The sequence below is a fragment of the Nocardia wallacei genome, from assembly GCF_014466955.1.
GTDB classification, from domain to species: Bacteria; Actinomycetota; Actinomycetes; order Mycobacteriales; family Mycobacteriaceae; genus Nocardia; species Nocardia wallacei.
Genome location: NZ_AP023396.1, coordinates 3,855,532 through 3,874,961, shown reverse-complemented (window position 1 = coordinate 3,874,961; position 19,430 = coordinate 3,855,532). Strand labels below are relative to the sequence as shown.

General features: G+C 69.4%; 16 protein-coding genes and 1 pseudogene. 9 read left to right on the top strand and 8 right to left on the bottom strand.

Features of this window, described 5'->3' with window-relative positions; all coding sequences use genetic code 11:
- Positions 1-18 precede the first annotated feature (18 nt).
- Entirely contained in the window at positions 19-1,512 is a 1,494-nt protein-coding gene (locus tag NWFMUON74_RS17245; protein WP_232111080.1) for an ABC1 kinase family protein, read from the top strand.
- A gap of 30 nt (positions 1,513-1,542) precedes the next feature.
- On the opposite strand, the gene NWFMUON74_RS17240 is transcribed toward NWFMUON74_RS17245, so the two are convergent.
- Entirely contained in the window at positions 1,543-2,802 is a 1,260-nt protein-coding gene (locus tag NWFMUON74_RS17240) for a KasA/KasB family beta-ketoacyl-ACP synthase (RefSeq protein WP_187688781.1), read from the bottom strand.
- Between the two features lie 318 nt (positions 2,803-3,120).
- Between NWFMUON74_RS17240 and NWFMUON74_RS17235 the strand changes: the two genes are divergently transcribed.
- On the top strand, positions 3,121-3,402 hold the full coding sequence (locus tag NWFMUON74_RS17235; RefSeq protein ID WP_187688780.1) for a hypothetical protein: 282 nt from the start codon (positions 3,121-3,123) through the stop codon (positions 3,400-3,402).
- An 11-nt stretch (positions 3,403-3,413) separates the two neighbouring features.
- Here NWFMUON74_RS17235 and NWFMUON74_RS17230 read toward each other — a convergent pair.
- Positions 3,414-4,037 (bottom strand): annotated as a pseudogene (locus NWFMUON74_RS17230) (UdgX family uracil-DNA binding protein); the annotation flags it as partial.
- 149 nt (positions 4,038-4,186) lie between these two features.
- Here NWFMUON74_RS17230 and NWFMUON74_RS17225 point away from each other — a divergent pair.
- Positions 4,187-5,686, top strand: coding sequence for a flavin-containing monooxygenase (locus NWFMUON74_RS17225; RefSeq protein WP_187688778.1), 1,500 nt, complete (start codon positions 4,187-4,189; stop codon positions 5,684-5,686).
- A 50-nt stretch (positions 5,687-5,736) separates the two neighbouring features.
- Here NWFMUON74_RS17225 and NWFMUON74_RS17220 read toward each other — a convergent pair whose 3' ends face one another.
- The gene (locus tag NWFMUON74_RS17220; protein WP_187688777.1) at positions 5,737-6,750 is read right to left on the bottom strand and encodes a sigma-70 family RNA polymerase sigma factor; all 1,014 of its coding nucleotides are present in this window, start codon (positions 6,748-6,750) and stop codon (positions 5,737-5,739) included.
- A 159-nt stretch (positions 6,751-6,909) separates the two neighbouring features.
- Between NWFMUON74_RS17220 and NWFMUON74_RS17215 the strand changes: the two genes are divergently transcribed.
- Positions 6,910-7,608, top strand: a complete 699-nt coding sequence (locus tag NWFMUON74_RS17215) for an SDR family NAD(P)-dependent oxidoreductase (RefSeq protein ID WP_232111079.1) — start codon at positions 6,910-6,912, stop codon at positions 7,606-7,608.
- 231 nt (positions 7,609-7,839) lie between these two features.
- On the opposite strand, the gene NWFMUON74_RS17210 is transcribed toward NWFMUON74_RS17215, so the two are convergent.
- Positions 7,840-9,174, bottom strand: coding sequence for a family 1 glycosylhydrolase (locus NWFMUON74_RS17210; protein WP_187688776.1), 1,335 nt, complete (start codon positions 9,172-9,174; stop codon positions 7,840-7,842).
- Positions 9,175-9,342: 168 nt separating this feature from the next.
- Between NWFMUON74_RS17210 and NWFMUON74_RS17205 the strand changes: the two genes are divergently transcribed.
- The 3 genes from NWFMUON74_RS17205 (at position 9,343) to NWFMUON74_RS17195 (ending at position 14,285) form a co-directional block, all read left to right on the top strand.
- Positions 9,343-11,637, top strand: a complete 2,295-nt coding sequence (locus NWFMUON74_RS17205) for a molybdopterin guanine dinucleotide-containing S/N-oxide reductase (RefSeq protein ID WP_187688775.1) — start codon at positions 9,343-9,345, stop codon at positions 11,635-11,637.
- A 6-nt stretch (positions 11,638-11,643) separates the two neighbouring features.
- On the top strand, positions 11,644-13,110 hold the full coding sequence (locus NWFMUON74_RS17200) for an AMP nucleosidase (RefSeq protein WP_187688774.1): 1,467 nt from the start codon (positions 11,644-11,646) through the stop codon (positions 13,108-13,110).
- 173 nt (positions 13,111-13,283) lie between these two features.
- A complete protein-coding gene (locus NWFMUON74_RS17195) occupies positions 13,284-14,285 on the top strand; it encodes a hypothetical protein (RefSeq protein WP_187688773.1) in 1,002 nt (333 codons plus the stop codon).
- Between the two features lie 36 nt (positions 14,286-14,321).
- On the opposite strand, the gene NWFMUON74_RS17190 is transcribed toward NWFMUON74_RS17195, so the two are convergent.
- Both NWFMUON74_RS17190 and NWFMUON74_RS17185 read right to left on the bottom strand, forming a co-directional pair.
- Entirely contained in the window at positions 14,322-15,770 is a 1,449-nt protein-coding gene (locus NWFMUON74_RS17190) for an amidase (protein WP_187688772.1), read from the bottom strand.
- Positions 15,771-15,998: 228 nt separating this feature from the next.
- On the bottom strand, positions 15,999-16,430 hold the full coding sequence (locus tag NWFMUON74_RS17185; protein ID WP_187688771.1) for a hypothetical protein: 432 nt from the start codon (positions 16,428-16,430) through the stop codon (positions 15,999-16,001).
- An 84-nt stretch (positions 16,431-16,514) separates the two neighbouring features.
- Here NWFMUON74_RS17185 and NWFMUON74_RS17180 point away from each other — a divergent pair, with 84 nt between their 5' ends.
- The gene (locus NWFMUON74_RS17180; RefSeq protein ID WP_187688770.1) at positions 16,515-16,676 is read left to right on the top strand and encodes a hypothetical protein; all 162 of its coding nucleotides are present in this window, start codon (positions 16,515-16,517) and stop codon (positions 16,674-16,676) included.
- Between the two features lie 47 nt (positions 16,677-16,723).
- On the opposite strand, the gene NWFMUON74_RS17175 is transcribed toward NWFMUON74_RS17180, so the two are convergent.
- The gene (locus tag NWFMUON74_RS17175) at positions 16,724-17,950 is read right to left on the bottom strand and encodes a site-specific integrase (protein ID WP_187688769.1); all 1,227 of its coding nucleotides are present in this window, start codon (positions 17,948-17,950) and stop codon (positions 16,724-16,726) included.
- A 188-nt stretch (positions 17,951-18,138) separates the two neighbouring features.
- Between NWFMUON74_RS17175 and NWFMUON74_RS17170 the strand changes: the two genes are divergently transcribed.
- Complete coding sequence (locus NWFMUON74_RS17170) at positions 18,139-18,594, top strand: PaaI family thioesterase (RefSeq protein WP_187688768.1); 456 nt, start codon at positions 18,139-18,141, stop codon at positions 18,592-18,594.
- Between the two features lie 2 nt (positions 18,595-18,596).
- Here NWFMUON74_RS17170 and NWFMUON74_RS17165 read toward each other — a convergent pair whose 3' ends face one another.
- A complete protein-coding gene (locus NWFMUON74_RS17165; protein WP_269475357.1) occupies positions 18,597-19,412 on the bottom strand; it encodes a class I SAM-dependent methyltransferase in 816 nt (271 codons plus the stop codon).
- Positions 19,413-19,430 lie beyond the last annotated feature (18 nt).

The following is a 19,430-nucleotide window of genomic DNA, read 5'->3' as shown; positions in this document are numbered from 1 at the left end:
CACACGATGGGGTGATCGATGTCTTTTCGTCGCGTCGGCGACCGGCCGGAGAACGAACGCACCGGCGCCGGTCGCGCGTGGGGCCGTGCCCGCCGGGACGGAAATCCGCCGGGGCACAGGATGGTTCGCAGCGCGAAGCTGGCGGCCCTGCCGGTGGCCTTCGCCGGGCGCCGTGCCGCCGGGGTCGGCAAACGGGCGCTGGGGCGGTCGCCCGCCGAGATCGAGCACGAGATCCAGGTGCGCACCGCCCAGCACATCTTCGAGGTGCTCGGTGAGCTGAAGGGTTGCGCGGCCAAGCTGGGCCAGCTGCTCGCCATCTACGAGCTGGCGCTGCCGCCCGCGCTGGCCGAGCCGTACCGCACCGCGCTGAGCCGCTTGCAGGACTCCGCGCCGCCGATGCTGCCGCGCACCGTGCACGCCGCGGTGGCCGAGAGCCTGGGCGCGGACTGGCGGGATCGGTTCGCCGAGTTCGACGATCGGCGCGCGGCGGCGGCCAGCATCGGCCAGGTGCACCGGGCCGTCTGGCACGACGGCCGTCCGGTCGCGGTGAAGATCATGTACCCCGGCGCCCGGGCCGCGGTGCTCGGCGACCTCGAGGAGTTGCGCCGAATCTCCGCGCTGGCACCGGTTTTCGCGCCGGGCGCGGACATCAAATCGCTGACCGAGGCGCTGGCGGCGTCGGTGCGGGCCGAACTCGACTACGTCGCCGAGGCCGACAACCAGCGCGCCTTCGCCGCCGCCTACGCCGACGACCCGGACTTCCAGATCCCGCGGGTGGTGGCCCAGCAGGGCGACGTGGTGGTCTCGGAGTGGCTCGACGGCGTGCCCCTGCCGCGGCTGATCGCCTCCGGTTCCCAGGCCGAGCGGGACCGGGCCGGGATGCTGGTGCTGCGGTTCGTGCTGTCGGCCTGGCAGCGGACCGGGCTGCTGTACTGCGACCCGCACCCGGGCAACTTCCGCATGCTGCCCGACGGCCGGTTGGGCGTGGTCGATTTCGGGGCCTGCACGCCGTTCCCGCCGGACGGCTTCCTCGACGCGGTGTCGGGCATCGGCGAGGCGCTGGTCAACGGCGGCGGCCCGGAACTGCGCGCCGCCATCCGCACACACGGATTCGTCGATCCGGCACGGGATTTCGACGTCGACGCGCTGGGCAAACAACTCGAGCCGTTCGTCGAGCCGCTGCTGGCGCCGACGTTCCAGCTGTCCACTCGATGGCTGCGCAAGCGCGTGCTGCGGGCATTGGACCTGCGGCTGACCAATGTCAATCGCGAACTGACCATGCCCGCGGACTACACCCCGTTCGCGCGCTGCGTGCTGACGGCGGCCGGGCTGATGTGCCAGCTGCACGTGCAGGGCCCGATCGGCGCCGAAATCCAGCGCTGGTCACCGGAATTGGCCGAGGTGGTGGACCGCTACCGGTCGCGCGCCCCCGAGCCGCCCGAGCCCGCCGACCTCGACGCCGCGCGCCGCCGCCGAGCCCGGGCGGCCTCCTCGGCGGAGGCCGCCGGCTGACGACCCGGCGAGCGGAACCGGTACTCGAACTCAGTACTTGCCGAACAGCACCGCGGCGTTGTGACCACCGAAGCCGAACGAATTGTTCATCACGAACTCGACATTGGTGTAGCGCGGCTTGTCGCGCACCACGTCGAGATCGACCTCCGGGTCCTGGTTCTCGAGGTTCAGTGTCGGCGGGATGACCTGGTCGCGCAGCGTCAGCACCGAGATGGCCGCCTCCAGCGCGCCGACCGCGCCCACCGAGTGGCCCAGCGCCGACTTGGGCGCGTAGACCGCCGGGTGGCTGCCGATCGCGGCGGTGATGCCCTTCGCCTCGGACAGGTCGCCGATCGAGGTGCCGGTGGCGTGGGCGTTGACGTGATCGACGTCGGCGGCGGTGACGCCCGCGGTCTCGATGGCCCGGCGCATCGCCCGCGCACAGCCCAGGCCCTCCGGGTCGGGCGCGACCATGTGGTAGCCGTCGGCGGTGAGTCCGGCGCCGAGCAGGCGGGCCAGCGGCTTCGCGCCGCGGGCCAGCGCGTGTTCCTCGGTCTCGAGTACCAGTAGCGCCGCCGCCTCGCCGAAGACGAAACCGTCGCGGTCGCGGTCGAACGGACGCGAGGCCCGCTCGGGCTCGTCGACCCGCGAACTCAACGCGCGCGCCATGGTGAAACCGGCGATCGCCATCGGGTTGATATAGCCCTCGACACCACCGGCCACCATCATGTCGGCCTCGCCGAGAATGATCGTGCGCCAGGCGTGCACGAGCGCCTCGTTGCCCGACGCGCACGCCGAGACAGGGGTGACCACGCAGGCCCGCGCGCCGATGTCCAGGCCGACGACGCCGGACACGCCGTTGGGCATGCTCATCGGCACGGCGAACGGCGACACCTTGCGGTAGCCGCCGGCGCGCATGGCGTCGTTGGCGTCGACGATGGTGTCGGCGCCGCCGAGGCCGGTGCCGATGCACACGCCCAGACGGTCCTTGTCGACCTCGGGCTCCCCGGCCGTGGCCCACAGGCGCTTGCCCATGGCGTAGGCCATCTGCTGCACGTAGCACATCCGGCGCTTGCGGACCCGGTCCAGATCCGTGGTCGGGTCGTGAACGAGCTTGCCGCCGATGGTGTTCGGTAGACCGGCCTCGGTGACCTCCGGGTCGGTCAGCATCTTGATCCCGCTCTCGCCCGACAGCAGGCCTTGCCAGCTGCTGTCGGTGTCGGCGCCGATCGACGTCGTGATCTCCACCGCGGTGACCACGACATCGCGGAAACCCCCGTTGCGAGTGGAGAAGTTCTCGAGCTTGCCCACGTTCTGGTAATCCTCACTGTCGGTCCCTGCGGACGCGAATACGGCAGCATCGGCGGACGCGATGACGTCATTGTCGAAGGCGTACGACACCGGCGCCCAACCCGCTTGTGCAGGTGAACGGATCGCGTGCTCGGGTCAGCCTACAGCGTGCGGGCCGGTCGCTCCGCTCGGCGAAACGCCCCCGCCGGGTAACGGGTCCGCACCTGCCCGCGAAGGACTCCGGCCGAGCCGCGATGCTCGATGTTTGCCCTGGCCGGAGCGTGGAACCCTCCCGATACCACCGGGCCGAAGCCGGCCCGTACGGGCCACGGAAGGGGCGTGCCCGAGATGGTGATGACCGCGATGTCGGAGCTGGTTCGCAACCAGCTGGAAAATCCACACCCGGAGGCCCCGCCCGGTTCGGAGGCGTCGACCTCGTTGTTGCGGCACCTTGTCTGGCTGCACCTGGCGGCCACCGCAGTCGCCACCATCGCCTGGGTGCACCTGGCACGCACCCGCGGCGGCGGGCGGCTGCGGACCGTGCACGTGGCGATGCTGGCGATCCTGCTGGGACTGTCGTCCGCGGGGGCGGGGCTGCTGCTGGGAGCCGCGCTGGAATAGGCGGCGGGCCGTCATCGCATGGCGGCCCGCGCGACACGCAGGTCCGCGAGGAAGTCCGCGTAGGCGGCGTCGCGGTCCGGAGACCGCAGTACCGCCGACGGATGTACCGTCGCCACGGCGTGGCCGGCCCCCAGCGGCACCACCTCACCGCGCTGCTTGCTCACCCGGAACTTCGGGTCGATGACCGACTGCGCGGCGATGGCGCCCAGGCACACCACCAGGTCCGGTTCGATCCGTTCCAGTTCGGCTTCGAGCCACGGCCGGCACGCGGTGATCTCGGTCCGGCCGGGCTGCTGGTGGATGCGGCGCTTGCCGCGTTCGGTGAACTTGAAGTGCTTGACCGCGTTGGTCAGATACACCGTCTCCCGATCGATACCCGCCTCGGACAGCGCGCGATCCAGCAGCCGCCCGGCCGGTCCGACGAACGGGCTGCCCGCCACATCCTCCCGGTCGCCGGGCTGCTCGCCCACGAGCACCACGCTCGCGCTCTCCGGCCCCTCGCCGAAGACGGTCTGGGTGGCGTGCTTGTACAGGTCACAGCCGTGGCACCGGCAGGACGCCGCGCGCAAGGTCGCCAGATCCGCGCCCTCGGGGATGAATTCGCTGGCGCTCATATCCTGTCCTCCCTTGTCGGCTGTTGCGGCTGTCGGCTGTTGCGGCGATACCCGGGGCGTGACCGGGGAAACCGCCGCCCCACGCTAGACGTAACCCGTGATCACACGTACCCTGCGGGTAGGCCCGGTCACGGACGTCCGGGCGGAGATGACACGAAACGAGTACCTCAATGGCGCGGCATGTCGACGTACTGATCATCGGCGCGGGCCTGTCCGGCATCGGAATGGCCTGTCACCTGACCCGCGAGCAGACCGGGCGCAGCTACGCGATCCTGGAGCGGCGCACCGCCATCGGCGGCACCTGGGACCTGTTCCGCTATCCGGGCATCCGCTCCGATTCGGACATGCTGACCTTCGGGTACGGCTTCCGGCCCTGGCACGGGACCAAGGTGCTCGCCGACGGCCCGCACATCCGCCGCTATATCGCCGATACCGCCGACGAGTACGGCGTCACCCCGCACATCCGCTTCGGCCGCAAGGTCACGCGCGCGAATTGGTCCAGCGCACAAGGGATCTGGACAGTGACCGCCCGCGACGAGCAGACCGGCGAGACCGAGGCCTACACCAGCAACTTCCTGGTCGGCTGCACCGGCTACTACGACTACGACAACGGCTACCGCCCGTCGTTCCCCGGCCAGGAGAACTTCCGCGGGCCCCTCGTGCATCCGCAGCACTGGCCCGAGGACCTCGATTACCGCGGCAAGCGGGTCGTGGTGATCGGCAGCGGCGCCACCGCGATCACCCTCGTCCCGGCGATGAGCGCCGACGCCGCGCACGTGACCATGCTGCAGCGCTCACCCACCTACATCACCGCGCTGCCCGCCGACGACCCGGTCGCGGTGGGCCTGAAGTTCGCGCGGGTGCCCGCCGCCATCGCCTACAAGACGGGCCGGGCCCGCAACATCGCCCTGCAGCGGGCCAGTTTCCAGCTGTCGCGGACCAATCCGAAGCTGTCGCGCAAGCTGCTGCTGGCCGCGGTCCGGGCACAGGTCGGGCCGCAGATCGACATGCGGCACTTCAGCCCGAGCTACGACCCGTGGGATCAGCGGCTGTGCGTGGTGCCCAACGGTGATCTGTTCAAGGTGCTGCGCAGCGGAGCGGCCTCGATCGTCACCGACCGCATCGCCGCCTTCACCGAAACCGGGATCCGGCTGGAGTCGGGGGAGGAGCTGCCCGCCGACATCATCATCAGCGCGACCGGGCTCACCGTGCAGATGCTCGGCGGGGCCACTCTGGAACTGGACGGCGAGCCGGTCTCGGTGCGCGATCTCGTGGCCTACAAGGGCGCCCTGCTCGGCGGCATCCCCAACGCCATGATCGTGATCGGCTACACCAACGCCTCGTGGACGCTGAAGGCGGATCTGGCCGCCGAGTACTTCTGCCGCCTGCTCAACCATCTGCGCGACCACGGGCTGACCCGGTTCGTCGCGGTGCCCGAGCCCGGCGACATCTCCCGCCATTCGCTCATGGGCGGCGCGCTGACCTCCGGCTACATCGCCCGCGGCGACGCGGTGATGCCGCGCCAGGGCACCCGCGGCCCCTGGAAGGTCATCAACAACTACTTCCGCGACCGCGCGCTGCTACGCAAGGGACCGCTCGAGGACGGCGTGCTCCGCTTCTCGCGCGACACCGCCGGCCTGCGCGCCGTGCCGGAAAGCCGTTCGGCCTGAACGGTTTCGGCTCGGTAACTGCGGCGCGAACCGGCGCTCTCCGGCGGAAATCAGCGGCAGGGAAGGGATCGGGGGAGGCCGAACCATGGGAGCACGCTGTTGTCGAAACGGGTCACGGCACTTATCCGGTTGCCGGCGAGCGTGAGGACGAGAAGTCCGGTCCCGCGCCGGATGCCGTCGGTTGCCGAGCGCAGATAGGTCCCGAACGCCGGTTGGCCGTTGGCCCGTGTCGGCACCATGTGGTACTTCCGGTCGGGGCTCAGCAGCGCGGCATAGAAGCCGGCGACGGCGTCGCGGCCGGCGTATTCGAGGGGCATGGGCGGCATGGAGATGCGAACGTCGTCGGTGAGTAGGGCGACCAAGGCGGCCATGTCACCGGATTCGTAGGCGCGGGCGAATCTCGCCACGAGTTCCTGCTCGGCGGGTGAGGCGGGCGAGGGAGGCGAATCGGTGTTCGTACTCGACACGAGTCGCTGGTGCAGCGTGGCGCGTGCTCGTTTGAGTGCGCTGTTGACCGATTCGACCGTCGTGTCGAGCATGTCCGCGACCTCGGCTGCCGGGTATCCGAGCACCTCGCGCAGGATCAGAACGGCGCGCTGGCGCGCGGGGAGGATCTGCAGCGCGGTGATGAAAGCCAACGAGATGGACTCGGCTTGCTCATAGCGGGCTTCCGGGCCGAGTGGCACTGCGGTGGCAGGGTCGAGGAGCGCGTCGGGATACGGCTCCAGCCACACCACCTCGCCACGTCGGGTCGGTTCCGGAGGTTCGATCTCGGGCACGTCCCACTCCTTTGCCGGGCGCCGGGCGGCCGAGCGAAGCGCATTGAGACATTGATTGGTGGCGATCCGATACAGCCAGGTACGGATCGAGGAACGCCCTTGGAACCGGTCGAGACCGCGCCACGCCGCGAGCAGCGTGTCCTGGAGCGCGTCCTCGGCGTCCTGGAACGAGCCGAGCATTCGATAGCAGTGTCGGTGCAACTCCCGGCGGTGCGGCTCGGTCAGCTGCCGGAACGCCTCGCCGTCCCCGGCCCGCGCCCTCACGATCAGGTTGCTCACGGTCACGTGTCATCACCTCTACCGGGTGTCGGGTTCGCCGTTGTCGGCCTTCACCGTGTGGTGACACCGCCCGGACCGCAGACTGGGCGCTCCGGCCCCGCCCATTTTCGCGCGGGCGCGGTGTCTGCACCATCGACAGTTCACATTCGCCTGATCGGAGAACACATGACGCTCGCGGACAAAACGGTTCTGGTGACCGGAGCCAACCGAGGCCTCGGACGGGCTTTGGTCAACGAAGCCCTCAGCAGGGGCGCCACCCGGGTCTACGCAGGCACCCGGCAGCCGCTGACGTACTCCGACCCCCGCGTCGCCTCCTTGGCCCTGGACGTGACCGACACCGAACAGATCGCCGCCGCCCGCCAGGCCGTTGCTTCGGTCGATGTTCTTGTCAACAACGCGGGCTCGGGAGGCTACGAAGACCTCGCTGATCGTGCCGCCCTGGAGCGATATCTCGCGGTCAATCTCTTCGGCCCGTACAGCATCACCCAGGCGCTCCTGCCCCGGCTCGTCGAGTCGCGGGGCGCGATAGTCAACGTGGTGTCGATGGCGGCGTTGGCGGCAGTGCCGGTCAGTCCTGGTTACTCGATCTCCAAGGCCGCAGCGTTGTCCATGACGCAGTCCCTGCGCGCCACCCTCGCCGGCCAGGGTGTACATGTGCACGCCGTGCTGGCCGGTCCCGTGGACACCGATATGGTGCGCGATCTGCCGATCCCGAAGGCGTCACCGTCGTCGGTTGCCCGAGCGATCTTCGACGGAGTGGCGAAGGGCCACGACGAAATCTTCCCCGACCCTTCTCGCAGGCGTTCGCCGACGGCTGGAACGGCGGCCCGATCAAGACGCTCGAACGCGAGAACGCGGCGCTGATTTCCACGGTGCAACCGTTCCCCGGCGGAGACGCCCGCGGCGCCGATTCGCCCGGGGCGTGAACCGCCTGACAGCGGCCAGGCGGGGCAGGCATTCCGGCCTGGGCGCCGGGCGGGTTCACCACCTCGGGCAGCGTGCCGGGGGGGCAGGCCCGGCCAGGCCAGCATCCTCCGCCCGAGCGCCTGGCGAGCGGGCCGAATGTCGGCAGTCGAGTGCCGAAGGTCCCTGCGGCTACTGCGGCACGGTGACCGGATCGGTGCAGCTACCGGGGGTATCGACCAGCGAGCAGGCGCTCGGCGCGCGGGTGGGGCGGTAGTCGCCGGGCACTCCGCCCGCGCGGGTGATCGCGCTGTAGGCGGCGACCGCGTCGGTCGGGCGCCGGGTGAGGCCCGGATCGGTCGTCACGTCGACGGTGTAGAGGCCGAAACGTGGTGTGTAGCTGCCCCATTCGTAGTTGTCGGTGATGCTCCAGTAGTTGTAGCCCATGACGTTCATACCGTCGGCGCGGGCGCGCTGAATCCAGTAGACGGTGTCGCGCAGGTCGTCGGCGCGGGTGTAGCCGTCCGCGCGCGGTGCGCCGTTCTCGGTGGGCATCCCGTTCTCCACGATGTAGAGGGGTTTGCCCGGGAAGCGGCGGGCGTAGTGCTCCAGCGCGTAGTAGATGCCCTCGGGCTGCAATGGCATGTTCCACAGGGCCTCGAAGTCCGGCGGTGCGCCGTTCAGCAGCGACTGCGGGCTGTAGCCGTAGTAGTAATCGATGCCCACATAGTCCAGCCGGTCGGAGATCGGGTCGATGATCCGGCCGTTGAGCGGACCTTCCACAGCGCCGACGATGTAGGCCACATTGCTGGTCACCTGCGCCCCGGGCTGCGCGCGGTGGATGTGGTCGTAGATGGTGTTGTGCGCCTGTACCAGCGCCTGCTGCATGCCCGGCAGCCCGGCCGGGGACAGGCCGCCGTTGCGGGTCTCGTTCACCAGGTAGAACGTCGGCTCGTTGAAGGTGACCCACAGCGGATTGCGAGAAGCGTAGCGGTCCACCACTTTCCGGGCGTTGGCCAGCCAGTCCTCCAGCATGGCGGGGTGGCCCCAGCCGCCGCGTTCGGCGGCCCACCCCGGGTACACCCAGTGATCGAGGGTCAGCATCGGGCGGATGCCCGCGGCGGCCATGGTGTCGAGAACGCTGTCGTAGAAGGCGAATCCGTCCGCTGACCACTCGCCCGGCCGCGGCTGCACCCGGGCCCATTCGACGCTGATGCGGTACACGCCCACACCCACACCGGCGGCCAGCTCGATGTCGGAGGCGTATCGGGTGTAGAAGTCGACCGCGTCGCGGTAGCGGTCGTAGTCGGGGTGGGCGTCGATGTAGCGTGTCCAATTGCTGTCCGGCGCATGGCCTTCGCACTGGAACCCGGCGCTGGCCACGCCCCAGAGGAAATCCGATCCCAGCGCCGGCACGGTCGCCGGCGCGGCCGGGCGGGCACCGGCCCACGGTGCCGGACCGGCGAGCGCGGCGGCGGTACCGGCCGCGAACAGGCCGAGAGCGTGACGGCGACTGAACTGGCGCATCGGACTCCTCTACGTCGATGGACGGCTGACCTTCGGCAGGCTAACCGGGACCGCGGGCCCGGCCGCGGACCGCGCGGGAATGTCGTCATTCTGGCCGGTAACTGGTCACCTGTCCATCTCGGTGGCGGCCCGGCGGCGGTGTCGGTGGGCCCGGCTACGGTGGATGCCATGACGACGCATCTGACGCACTGGGGAGCGTTCGAGGCCGCCACCGACGGCGAGCGGCTGACCGAGGTGCGGCCGTGGCACGGCGATCCCGAACCGCTGCCCCTGATCGAGAACGTCGCCTCCGCCCAGCATCACCCCACGCGCATCGACCGCCCCTATGTGCGGCAGGGCTGGCTCGAGCACGGCCCGGGCGCCGCCCGCCGCGGCGACGAGCCGTTCGTGCCGGTGTCCTGGGACCGCGCCTGCGAGCTGCTGTCCGACGAATTACGCCGGGTCTACGGTGAATTCGGGCCGGAAGCGGTCTTCGCCGGGTCCTACGGCTGGGCCAGCGCCGGGCGTTTCCACCACGCGCAGAGCCAGGTGCACCGCTTCCTCAACTGCCTGGGCGGCTACGTCCGGCACGTCAACAGCTACAGCCTCGGCACCTCGGCGGTGCTGCTGCCGTACGTCCTCTGCGACGTCTACTGGTTGCTGAGCCACAGCACGGCGAAGTCGGTACTCAGCGAGCACACCGAGCTGGTGGTCGCCTTCGGCGGGCTGTCGCCGAAGAACGCCGCGGTCAGTCCCGGCGGCGTGTCTCGGCACAACGCGCGCGGGTGGGTCGCCGCGGCGTGGGAGCGGGGCTGCCGATTCGTCTCCGTCGCCCCGCTGCGTGACGACACACCAGACGAGGCGCGGGCGGAATGGCTTGCGCCCCGGCCGAATACCGACGCCGCGCTGATGCTGGCGCTGGCCCAGGTGCTGGACGCGGAAGGTCTGGCCGACACCACCTTCCTGGACCGCTACACCGTCGGATACGAGCGGTTCGCCCGGTACCTGCGCGGCGAGCCGGACGGGGTGGTCAAGGATCCCGCCTGGGCGGCGGCGATCACCGGCATCCCGGCCGACCGGATCCGCGCGCTCGCCCGCGAGATGGCCGCGGCACGCACGTTCGTGACGGTCAGCTGGTCGCTGCAGCGGGCCCGCCACGGTGAGCAGCCGCTGTGGCTGGGGGTGGTGTTGGCCGCCATGCTGGGCCAGATCGGTTTGCCCGGCGGCGGTTTCGGCCACGGCTACGGTTCGGCGGCCAATGTCGGCGAGCCCACGCGGCAGCTGCGGGTGCCGTATCTGCCGCAGGGCGACAACGGCGTCGACACCTTCATCCCCGTCGCCCGGATCGCCGACATGCTGCTGAATCCCGGTGCGCGCCACCGCTACAATGGGCAGGACCTCACCTATCCGGACATCCGGCTGGTCTACTGGGCCGGGGGCAACCCGTTCCACCATCACCAGGATCTGGCGCGACTGCGCGAGGCATTCGCCCGGCCCGAGACGATCGTCGTGCACGACCCGTTCTGGACATCGACGGCCCGGCACGCCGACATCGTGCTGCCCGCCACCATGACGATCGAGCGCGACGACTTCGGCGCCGGGGACAACGACCGCATGTTCTTCCCGATGCCCGCGCTCACCCGCCCGCACGGGCAGGCGCGCGACGACTACGCGATCTTCACCGAACTGTCCGAAAGACTCGGCGTCGCCAAGGAATTCACCGAGGGCCGCACCACCGGCGAGTGGCTGCGGCACCTGTACGAGCAGTGGCGCGACGGCCTGGGCGAGCGCGGCCGCGGGCTGCCCGGGTTCGACGAGTTCTGGGCCGGTCCGGGCCTGGAGCTGCCGGTCGCCGAGCCCGCTCAGGTGATGTTCGCCGACTTCCGCGCCGACCCCGCCGCCCACCCGCTGCCGACCCCGACGGGCCGGATCGAAATCTTCTCCGACACCATCGCCGGATACGGTTATCCGGACTGCCCGGGCCACCCGGTGTGGCTCGAGCCGGAGGAGTGGCTCGGCGGCCCCGCCGCCGCCCGGTTCCCGCTCCAGCTGATCGCCAACCAGCCGCGCACCAAGCTGCACAGCCAGCTCGACGTCGGATCGCACAGCCGCTCGGTGAAAATCGCCGAGCGCGAACCGGTCCGGCTGCACCCCGACGAGGCAGCGGCGCGCGGTCTGCGCGAGGGCGAGATCGTGCGCCTGTTCAACGACCGCGGTTCCTGCCTGGCCGGTCTGGTGACCGACGCCGGGGTACGGCCGGGCATCGCGCAGTTGTCCACCGGCGCCTGGTACGACCCCGACCCGGCCGACCCGAGCCACTGCCGCCACGGCAACCCGAACGTGCTCACCGCCGACCGGCCCTCCTCGACCCTGAGCCAGGGCACCACCGGCCAGCTGGCCCTCGTGCAGATCGAGGCGTATCACGATGTGCCACCGGACCTTTCGGTGACCGCACCGCCCGCCATCGTCACGGGGCGGGGGTGAGCGGCGATGGCGGACACCGATAGCCCGACCGTCACCGAGGTGGCCGTGGCGGCGACGCTCGACGATCTGCAGGCCCGCTACGACCGCTCGGTCACCACGCTGCGCGCGGCGGTGAAGGATTTCGTCGACAGCGGAGTCGTGCCCGCCGCCGAGGTCCGCGCCGCGGGCGCCTTCGTGTACCCCGAACTGCGGATCAGCTGGGACGGCCGCGCCGAGCCCAAGAACCGGTCGCGGGCGTGGGGCAGGCTCACCCGGCCCGGCACCTACCGGACGACCATCACCCGCCCGGCCCTGCTGCGCCGCTACCTGACCGAACAGCTCACGGTGATCGCCGAGGACTACGACATCCGCATCGAGGTCGGCCCCTCCCGGCAGGAGATCCCGTTCCCGTATGTCATCGACGCCACCGAACTGGGCCTGGATCGCTCGATGAGCGCCGACCTGGCCCGCTACTTCCCGACCACCGACCTGGCCGAGGTCGGCGACGAGATCGCCGACGGCCTGATCGACACCAGCGGCCCACTGCCCTTGAGCCACTTCGACGCCCTGCGCACCGACTTCTCGCTGGCGCGGCTGCGGCACTACACCGGCACACCCGTCGAGCACTTCCAGCCGTTCGTCCTGTTCACCAACTACAGCCGCTACGTCGACGAGTTCGTGCGCTGGGCCCGCGACCTGATCGCCGACCCCACAACGCCTTTCGAGGCCCTGTCCTGCGCCGGCGGCACCGTCATCACACCTGGAACCGGTGACCGCGAGTCGATGGTGGCCGACGACGCGTGGAAGAAACATCAGATGCCCGCATGGCATCTGATGTCGTCCACCGGGCACGGCATCACCTTGGTGAACATCGGCGTCGGCCCCGCCAACGCCAAGAACATGTGCGACCACCTCGCGGTGCTGCGCCCGCACGCCTGGCTCATGATCGGCCACTGCGGCGGGCTGCGCGAGAGCCAGGAGATCGGCGACTACGTCCTCGCCCACGCCTACCTGCGCGACGATCACGTCCTGGATCCCGTACTCCCGCCGAACATTCCGATCCCCAGCATCGCCGAGGTGCAACGCGCGCTGTACGACGCGACCAAGCAGGTGAGCGGCATGCCCGGCGAGGCGGTGAAGCAGCGACTGCGCACCGGCACCGTCGTCACCACCGACGACCGCAACTGGGAGCTGCGTTATTCGGCCTCGGCCCTGCAGTTCAACCTGAGCCGAGCCGTCGCCGTCGACATGGAAAGCGCCACCATCGCCGCCCAGGGCTACCGTTTCCGCGTCCCCTACGGCACTCTGCTGTGCGTCTCCGACAAGCCGCTCCACGGCGAGATCAAACTCCCCGGCCAAGCCAACCGCTTCTACGAGGGCACAGTCTCCGAACACCTGCAGATCGGCATCCGCGCCGTCGAACTCCTCCGCGCCGAAGGCGACAGCCTCCACTCCCGCAAACTCCGCACCTTCAACGAGCCCCCGTTCCGCTAGCGGTCTCGATTACCTCAGGCCATGCCGTGGCCCCGCGCCGTACCGATGCGGGACTCGATACCTAGGCGATCACACTCGCTCTCGGCAGACGGGCGGCGCCGCGGGGTGGAGGCCAGCGACGGCGAGCCCGGACATCTGCGGCCTCGGGAAGCAGGGCAGGTGGAGGATCGGTGATGTCCGACAAGGTGCCGCTGTTCCTGGGTAACGCGGCGGAGGTCGTGCTGCCCGGTGTCGGCGCGCTGATCGGCAAGGCATGGGGTCCGTTCGGCAGTATCGCCGGCGGTGCGATCGGCGGACTGGTCGGCGGTGCGATCGACGGTGTGTTGCGTGGGGAGTCGCTCGGCGATATCGCCCTCGACGCAGGCCTGGGCGCCCTGGCCGGGGGCGCGGGCAGCCTGTTCGGTTTCGGCCGGGCGAAATTGCTGAAATATACTGTGGGGCAGCGGATCACCACACAGGCCAGCGGAGCCTCCGTTGCCGGTGGTCTCGCGGCATTGTTCGGCAACTTCCGGCCGAAGCAACCGCTGGACATCGGCTGTGGCGCGTGTACGGAGATGCCGAGTGTGCTGAAGCCGGTCGGCTTGGACTCGGCGGTCGACGACCTGTACGAGCAGCTTCCAACATTCCTGTGCGACATCTGGCGGTCCCTCGGGAACCCGCCCCCTCCGGCCGGGAGCGCACCGCCACCCGCGCCGCCGTCGCTCACGGTCCCGGCCGGGCTGAGCGGAATCCCCGCCTACGAGGGCAGGGCAAACCTGCTCATCGACACGGCGAAGGTCTTCGCTGCGACAGAGCAGGACCTCGCTCGCATTGTCGACAGCACCGGTGAGAACTCCCGGCAGGGGAAGGACGCTATCCGCCGGGTGATCGCCGAGGTCAATAAACATGCCTCGGCCACCGTCCCGACCGATCTGGACATCAACAGCTACTACCTGGGTGTGGTCCAGCGCGCGATCCAGACCAGCGAGAGAATGCTGGAAGATGCCAAGACCAGAAACAACGGCAACGCTGCCGAAACCGAGCAGCAAACCGATCGGCTGCCCGATCCGCAGGATCCGGGTGCGGCCGATCCCCCCACCCCGCCCTCCGGCCGCGTTCCGGAACTCCCACCGGGCGGACTGGACGGCAATCTGCCCAACTCGGCTGACCCGGCGCCGCCCGGAGGCACGCCGTGACCCGGAGACATAGTGGCGCTGCGGCGGACCGTGTCCCTACGGTGCCTGGAAGCCGCCGATCTTCTGCTCGAGCAGTTCGGCCAGCCGCAGCGGCGTGCGGTCCTCGAACATCGGACCGATGAGTTGCACACCCACCGGCAGGCCCTCGGGGGAGCGGCCCGCCGGGACGGCGGTGGCGGGCAGGCCGGGCATGGTCGCCAGCCCGGCCCAGACGAGCTGGTCGAAGTACGGGTACTCGGCTCCGTCGATGTCGATGCGGCGGCCCAGCACGTCAGGGTCGTGGTCGTGCGGGAACGCGGGTGTCGGCGTGATCGGGCACACCACGGCATCGAACTCGGCGAACAGCTGCCGCCAGCCGTGGCGGTGCAGCTCGCGACGGTTGTTCACCGCCAGCCAGTCGCGGTGGCTGAACACCATCGCGCGCGACCGGGCCGCGTCCAGGCTCTGGTCCGCCACGCTCAATTCGCTTGCGCGCCTGCGTAGTTGCTCGTACTCGTCGACCGGGAAGTACGCGACCGAGCCCGAGAACAGCAATTGCAGGTAGAGTGTCGCGGCCTCGGTCAGGTCGGGCACCAGCGGACTGCGGCGTTCGACGCGGGCGCCCGCCTCGGCCAGCGCCTCGGCGACTCGGTGCACGCCCGCCCGCACCGCCGATCCGGTCGGAATGAGCGGATGGTCCTCGATGACCAGGACACGGAACTCCGACAGCCGCTCGTGGCGCGCGGGCGGCAGTGCCACGTCGTACGCGACGCCGTGGGTCAGCGGATCCGGTCCGGCCATCACGTCGAGCAGCAGGGTGAGGTCGCGGGCCGTGCGCGCCATCGGGCCGACGACCGCGAGGTCGAAGTCGACAGGCAGGGCGGGCGCGGGTGGCGCGACCATCCCGCGGGTCGGCGCCAGCCCGACCGTCGGCTTGTGCGCGTAGACACCGCAGAAATGCGCGGGGGTGCGCAGCGAACCGGCGAGATCCGAGCCGAGGGACAGCGCACCGAATCCGGACGCCAGCGCCGCCGCCGACCCGCCGGAGGAACCACCCGACGTGCGAGTGTGATCCCACGGATTGTTGGTGGTGCCGTAGATCTCGTTGAAGCTCTGGATATCCTGCAGCCCGAGCGGCACATTGGTCTTACCGAGCACCACGGCGCCCGCCGCCTCGAGCCGCGCCACCTGCAGCGCGTCCTCGGTCGGCACATAATCCCGATGTGCGGGCATACCCCAAGTCGTGGGCATCCCGGCGACGTTGTAGCACTCTTTCACCGTCACCGGAATACCGAGCAGCGGCCGATCCTCCCCGCGAGCCCGTGCCTCGTCGGCCCGCCGTGCCGCCTTCCGCGCCCGGCCGAAGTCCGGCACACAGATCGCGTTGACCACCTTGTCGTCCCGCTCGATCCGGGCGATCGCCGCCTCGGTCACTTCCACCGAACTCACGTCACCAGCCCGCAAAGCGGTCGAAAGGTCAGCGGCCGATTCGAAATCCCAATTCATGAATTCGACGGTATCGGCCTCCCGCAACGGCCATAAAACATCATTTCGCGCAAACCCGAAATCCGACCAACCGCTATTCGACGCAAATTCAACACAGCCGCTCCGCGATACCCCAGGTCACGGGCACCGACGACGCAGAACAGTTCACCACAGGCCATGGGATACCATCTTGCACAACGTGGCGGTTGTCACGTCGGCCACCGCACGTTTCGGCAGTAGTGTTCGGAACTAACCGATCACGCCCGGAAACTGCTTTCGGAGACGACCGAGACCTTCTTCGTCGAGTTCTTCGGACGAGCTGGCCCAGGGTATGGAAGTGGGATCACCAACACTCGGGTTCCCGCCACATTCATAGAATTCCGCCAACGCGGCATCGATCACATTCTCGATGAATCTGTCCGGCTCCGATCTCGTCACCGGATCGAAAACGCAACTGATTTCCAGAACTTTCCGACGCTCCGGGAGATCATCCGTGGTGAGATCCTCGTTGTACTCCAACCACTGCGTTACCAGCTTGAAAGAGTCGAACCAGTCTTCCCTCATAGAGAAATGTGCCGGTTCGCCACCGGTCCCGAGAGCCATATGCTTGGCGTAAACAGCCACGAGCCGAACGGCATCGTCCACGGTGCCGTAGATGTGAATACTCCCCATCATGACCATGTTTCGACCTCGGCCTATGCCGGTTCGGTAAATGTCACTACGGTCGAGTTCGGTAGATAGTGGGCTGAATTCTAATTTGCGAAGTTGAAAACCGTCACCGTGAAGTGCTATCTGATGAATTCAAGGAATGAAGCGACAGGTGATGTCGTATACGGCACCGGCAAGGATAAGACTGTGGCCCAGGCCGATGCGAACACCAAGGTGCCTTGGGGGCACAAGCTGAAGCACTGCGATGTCGTTCGCTGATCTCCGGATTGGGATCACGCGGATAGGAGACACTCCTGGTGGGCCGGTTACAGTCCCAGTTTCGTAACCGCGTTGTCCTCCAACGGATTTGCTGTGCGGATGTAGCCGTGGACGGTGCGGGGGTTGGACCAGCGGCCCTGGCGCATGATTTCGCGGTCGCTGGCGCCGCCGAGGGCGGCTTGGGTGGCGAAACCGGCGCGCAGGGAGTGACCGGAGAACAGCGACGGGTCCAGACCGGCTCGCGCGGCGTAGCGTTTCACCAATTCGGCGACGGCACGGCCGGACATGGCGTCGGCGCCGATGCCGCCGTGCCGGGAAATCGTCGGGAACAGCGGCAGGTCGGGGTCGGTGAGCGAGGTGCCGGTGAAGGCATGGCAGCGGTGAATGCCGGTGTCTGGCACCATCCGATCGTCCAGCCAGGCACGCAAACCCCGGGTGCCGTGCCGGAAGTGCGTCGCTCGCAATCGAACCCAGTCGGCGAAGGCGCAGACGGGACAGGTGCGCGGCCGGTTCCCGCGCGGCAGTGCCACCCGCTGCGCCGCGGCACCGGTGGGGTCGGTCTTGGTGGCGGGCAACTGAATCAGCAGCACCGGTTCGCCGCTCGCGTGATCGAGGTCGACCCGGACGTCACAGATACGCAGCCCGGCGATCTCGCTGCGCCGCAACGCTCCCGCGAAACCGACGAGCAGCACCAGCGCGTCGCGGCGGCGGGCCGGTTCGGTCGGCCAGCCCGGTGTGGGCAGGCCGTCGAGGAGCTGCTCGAGGGTGTGCAGCAGGACGGGCCGCTTGCGATTGGGCTGAGTGCGGCGGGTGCGCCGGATGCCGCGCAGGGTCAGGCGGACGACATCGGTGCGGGTGGGGGAGGGCAGGCCGTTCGCGGCGTGCACGGCCGCGATCGCGGCGCTCTTGCGCTCCAATGTCGCGGCGCTGAACGCCCACTCGCCGCCCGGCTTGCGGGTGTCGGCCGCGGCCGCGAGATACACCGCGACGTCCAGCGGGTCCGCGGGCAACGCCTGCCGTCCCTCGGCCGCACACCACGCCGACCACCCGATCCAGTCGGAGCGGTAGGCACGCACCGTATTCGGCGACTGCGAGGCCTCCAGATAACGTCGCAGCGCACCGGCCTGTTCGTCGTCGAACCGTTCCCGCACCAGGCGCAGGGCCGCGGTATCCACCAGCACGCTGCGCACGCCGCGGCGGAGTTCGGTGTGCACGGCCTCGGGCACGGCCACGGCAGCGCTCTCGACGGCAACGGAATCGGGTAATGGGCTCATCGTCGGCCACAGTACCGCGCCAGCGGCCACCGGCGGCGAATCCGCATGCGGCGTTTACCTATTCGCCACAACGCGGTCGAATCCGGATCGGCGCGTGCGACACGACCCCCGCTTGCCGTGGATTCGCTGCGGGCAAGGCAACATCGGATCCGGCGTGTCCGAACGGTTCGGGCCGCACGAGGAGATCGATGGACGAGACAACCGAGGACCAGGCGAGCCCCGAGATGCGGGCACGTATCCGCGACAGCTTCGAACGGCAGGGACTGATGCGCCATCTCGGGGCGCGGCTCACCCACATCGCGCCGGGCCGCGTGCACATCGCGCTGCCGAACCGCCCCGAGGTGAGCCAGCAGCACGGTTACGTGCACGCGGGCGCCACCAGCGCCATCGCCGACAGCGCGGGCGGCTACGCGGCCTTCACCCTGTTCCCCGAGCACGCGTCGGTGCTCACGGTGGAATACAAGATCAACCTGCTGGCGCCCGCGGCGGGCGAGTATCTCGAGGCGGTCGGCGAGGTCGTGAAGCCGGGCCGCACCCTGACCGTGTGCCGGTTGGACGTGTTCGGCGTGCAGGCCGATCGGCGGACACTCGTCGCCACCGGCCAGCAGACGCTGATCTGCTTGGCCGACACCCCGGACCGGTGAATTCAGGTGGTCGCCACCAGAATCTGCTCGGACCAGGCGGGCAGCAGCCCGTCGGGTCGGCCGGCGAAGTATCGGCCGATCAGCTCGTCCGGTGCGACGTGGCGGGCGGCGGGGAATCCCGCTTCCGTGGCCAGGGCCAGCATCTCCTCGGGCGTGAAGAAGCTGATGAACGGTGTGCCGGAGGAGCGGGCGCCCTGTTCGGCGAACCCGCGTAGCCGCTGCTCGTCCGGGCCGATGAGTTCCATCGGCACCATGAACGTCGTGGCCAGCGTGGAACCCGGCGCGAGCCGGGAAATCTCGCGGAGCGTAGCGATGTTCGCTTCCCGGGTGAGGTACATGCTGACGCCCGTGGAGGCGACGACGGCCGGTCGCCCCGGATCGAAGCCGGCGTCGGTCAGCCGATCCCACCAGGAGTGCGCCTCGAAATCCACCGGCACCAGCCGCAGCCATGGCGGTATCCCGAAACCGAGCTCCTCGAGCCGCCGCCGCTTCCACGCCTGCGGTCCCGGCTGATCGACCTCGAACACCGTGAGTCCTGCGGCCGACTCCGGACGGCGCTGCGCGAAGGAGTCCAGACCGGCACCGAGCAGCACGTACTGGTCGACCCCGCGTGCTGCCTGTTCGGCGACCAGATCCTCGATGAACCGCGCTCGGGCCAGGATTCCGGCCCGCATCGGGGCGGTGAGCGCCGGATCCATGTCCGGCCGATCCTGCCAGCCGTCCTCCGGTTCGACCAGGCGCAGCCCGATCTCGTCCTCGAAAACATAAGGCGGCGAATCCTTTCGGAGATGCATCGCGCGCCACAGCGCGGTGCGCACGGCCGTGCTGTCGGGCTG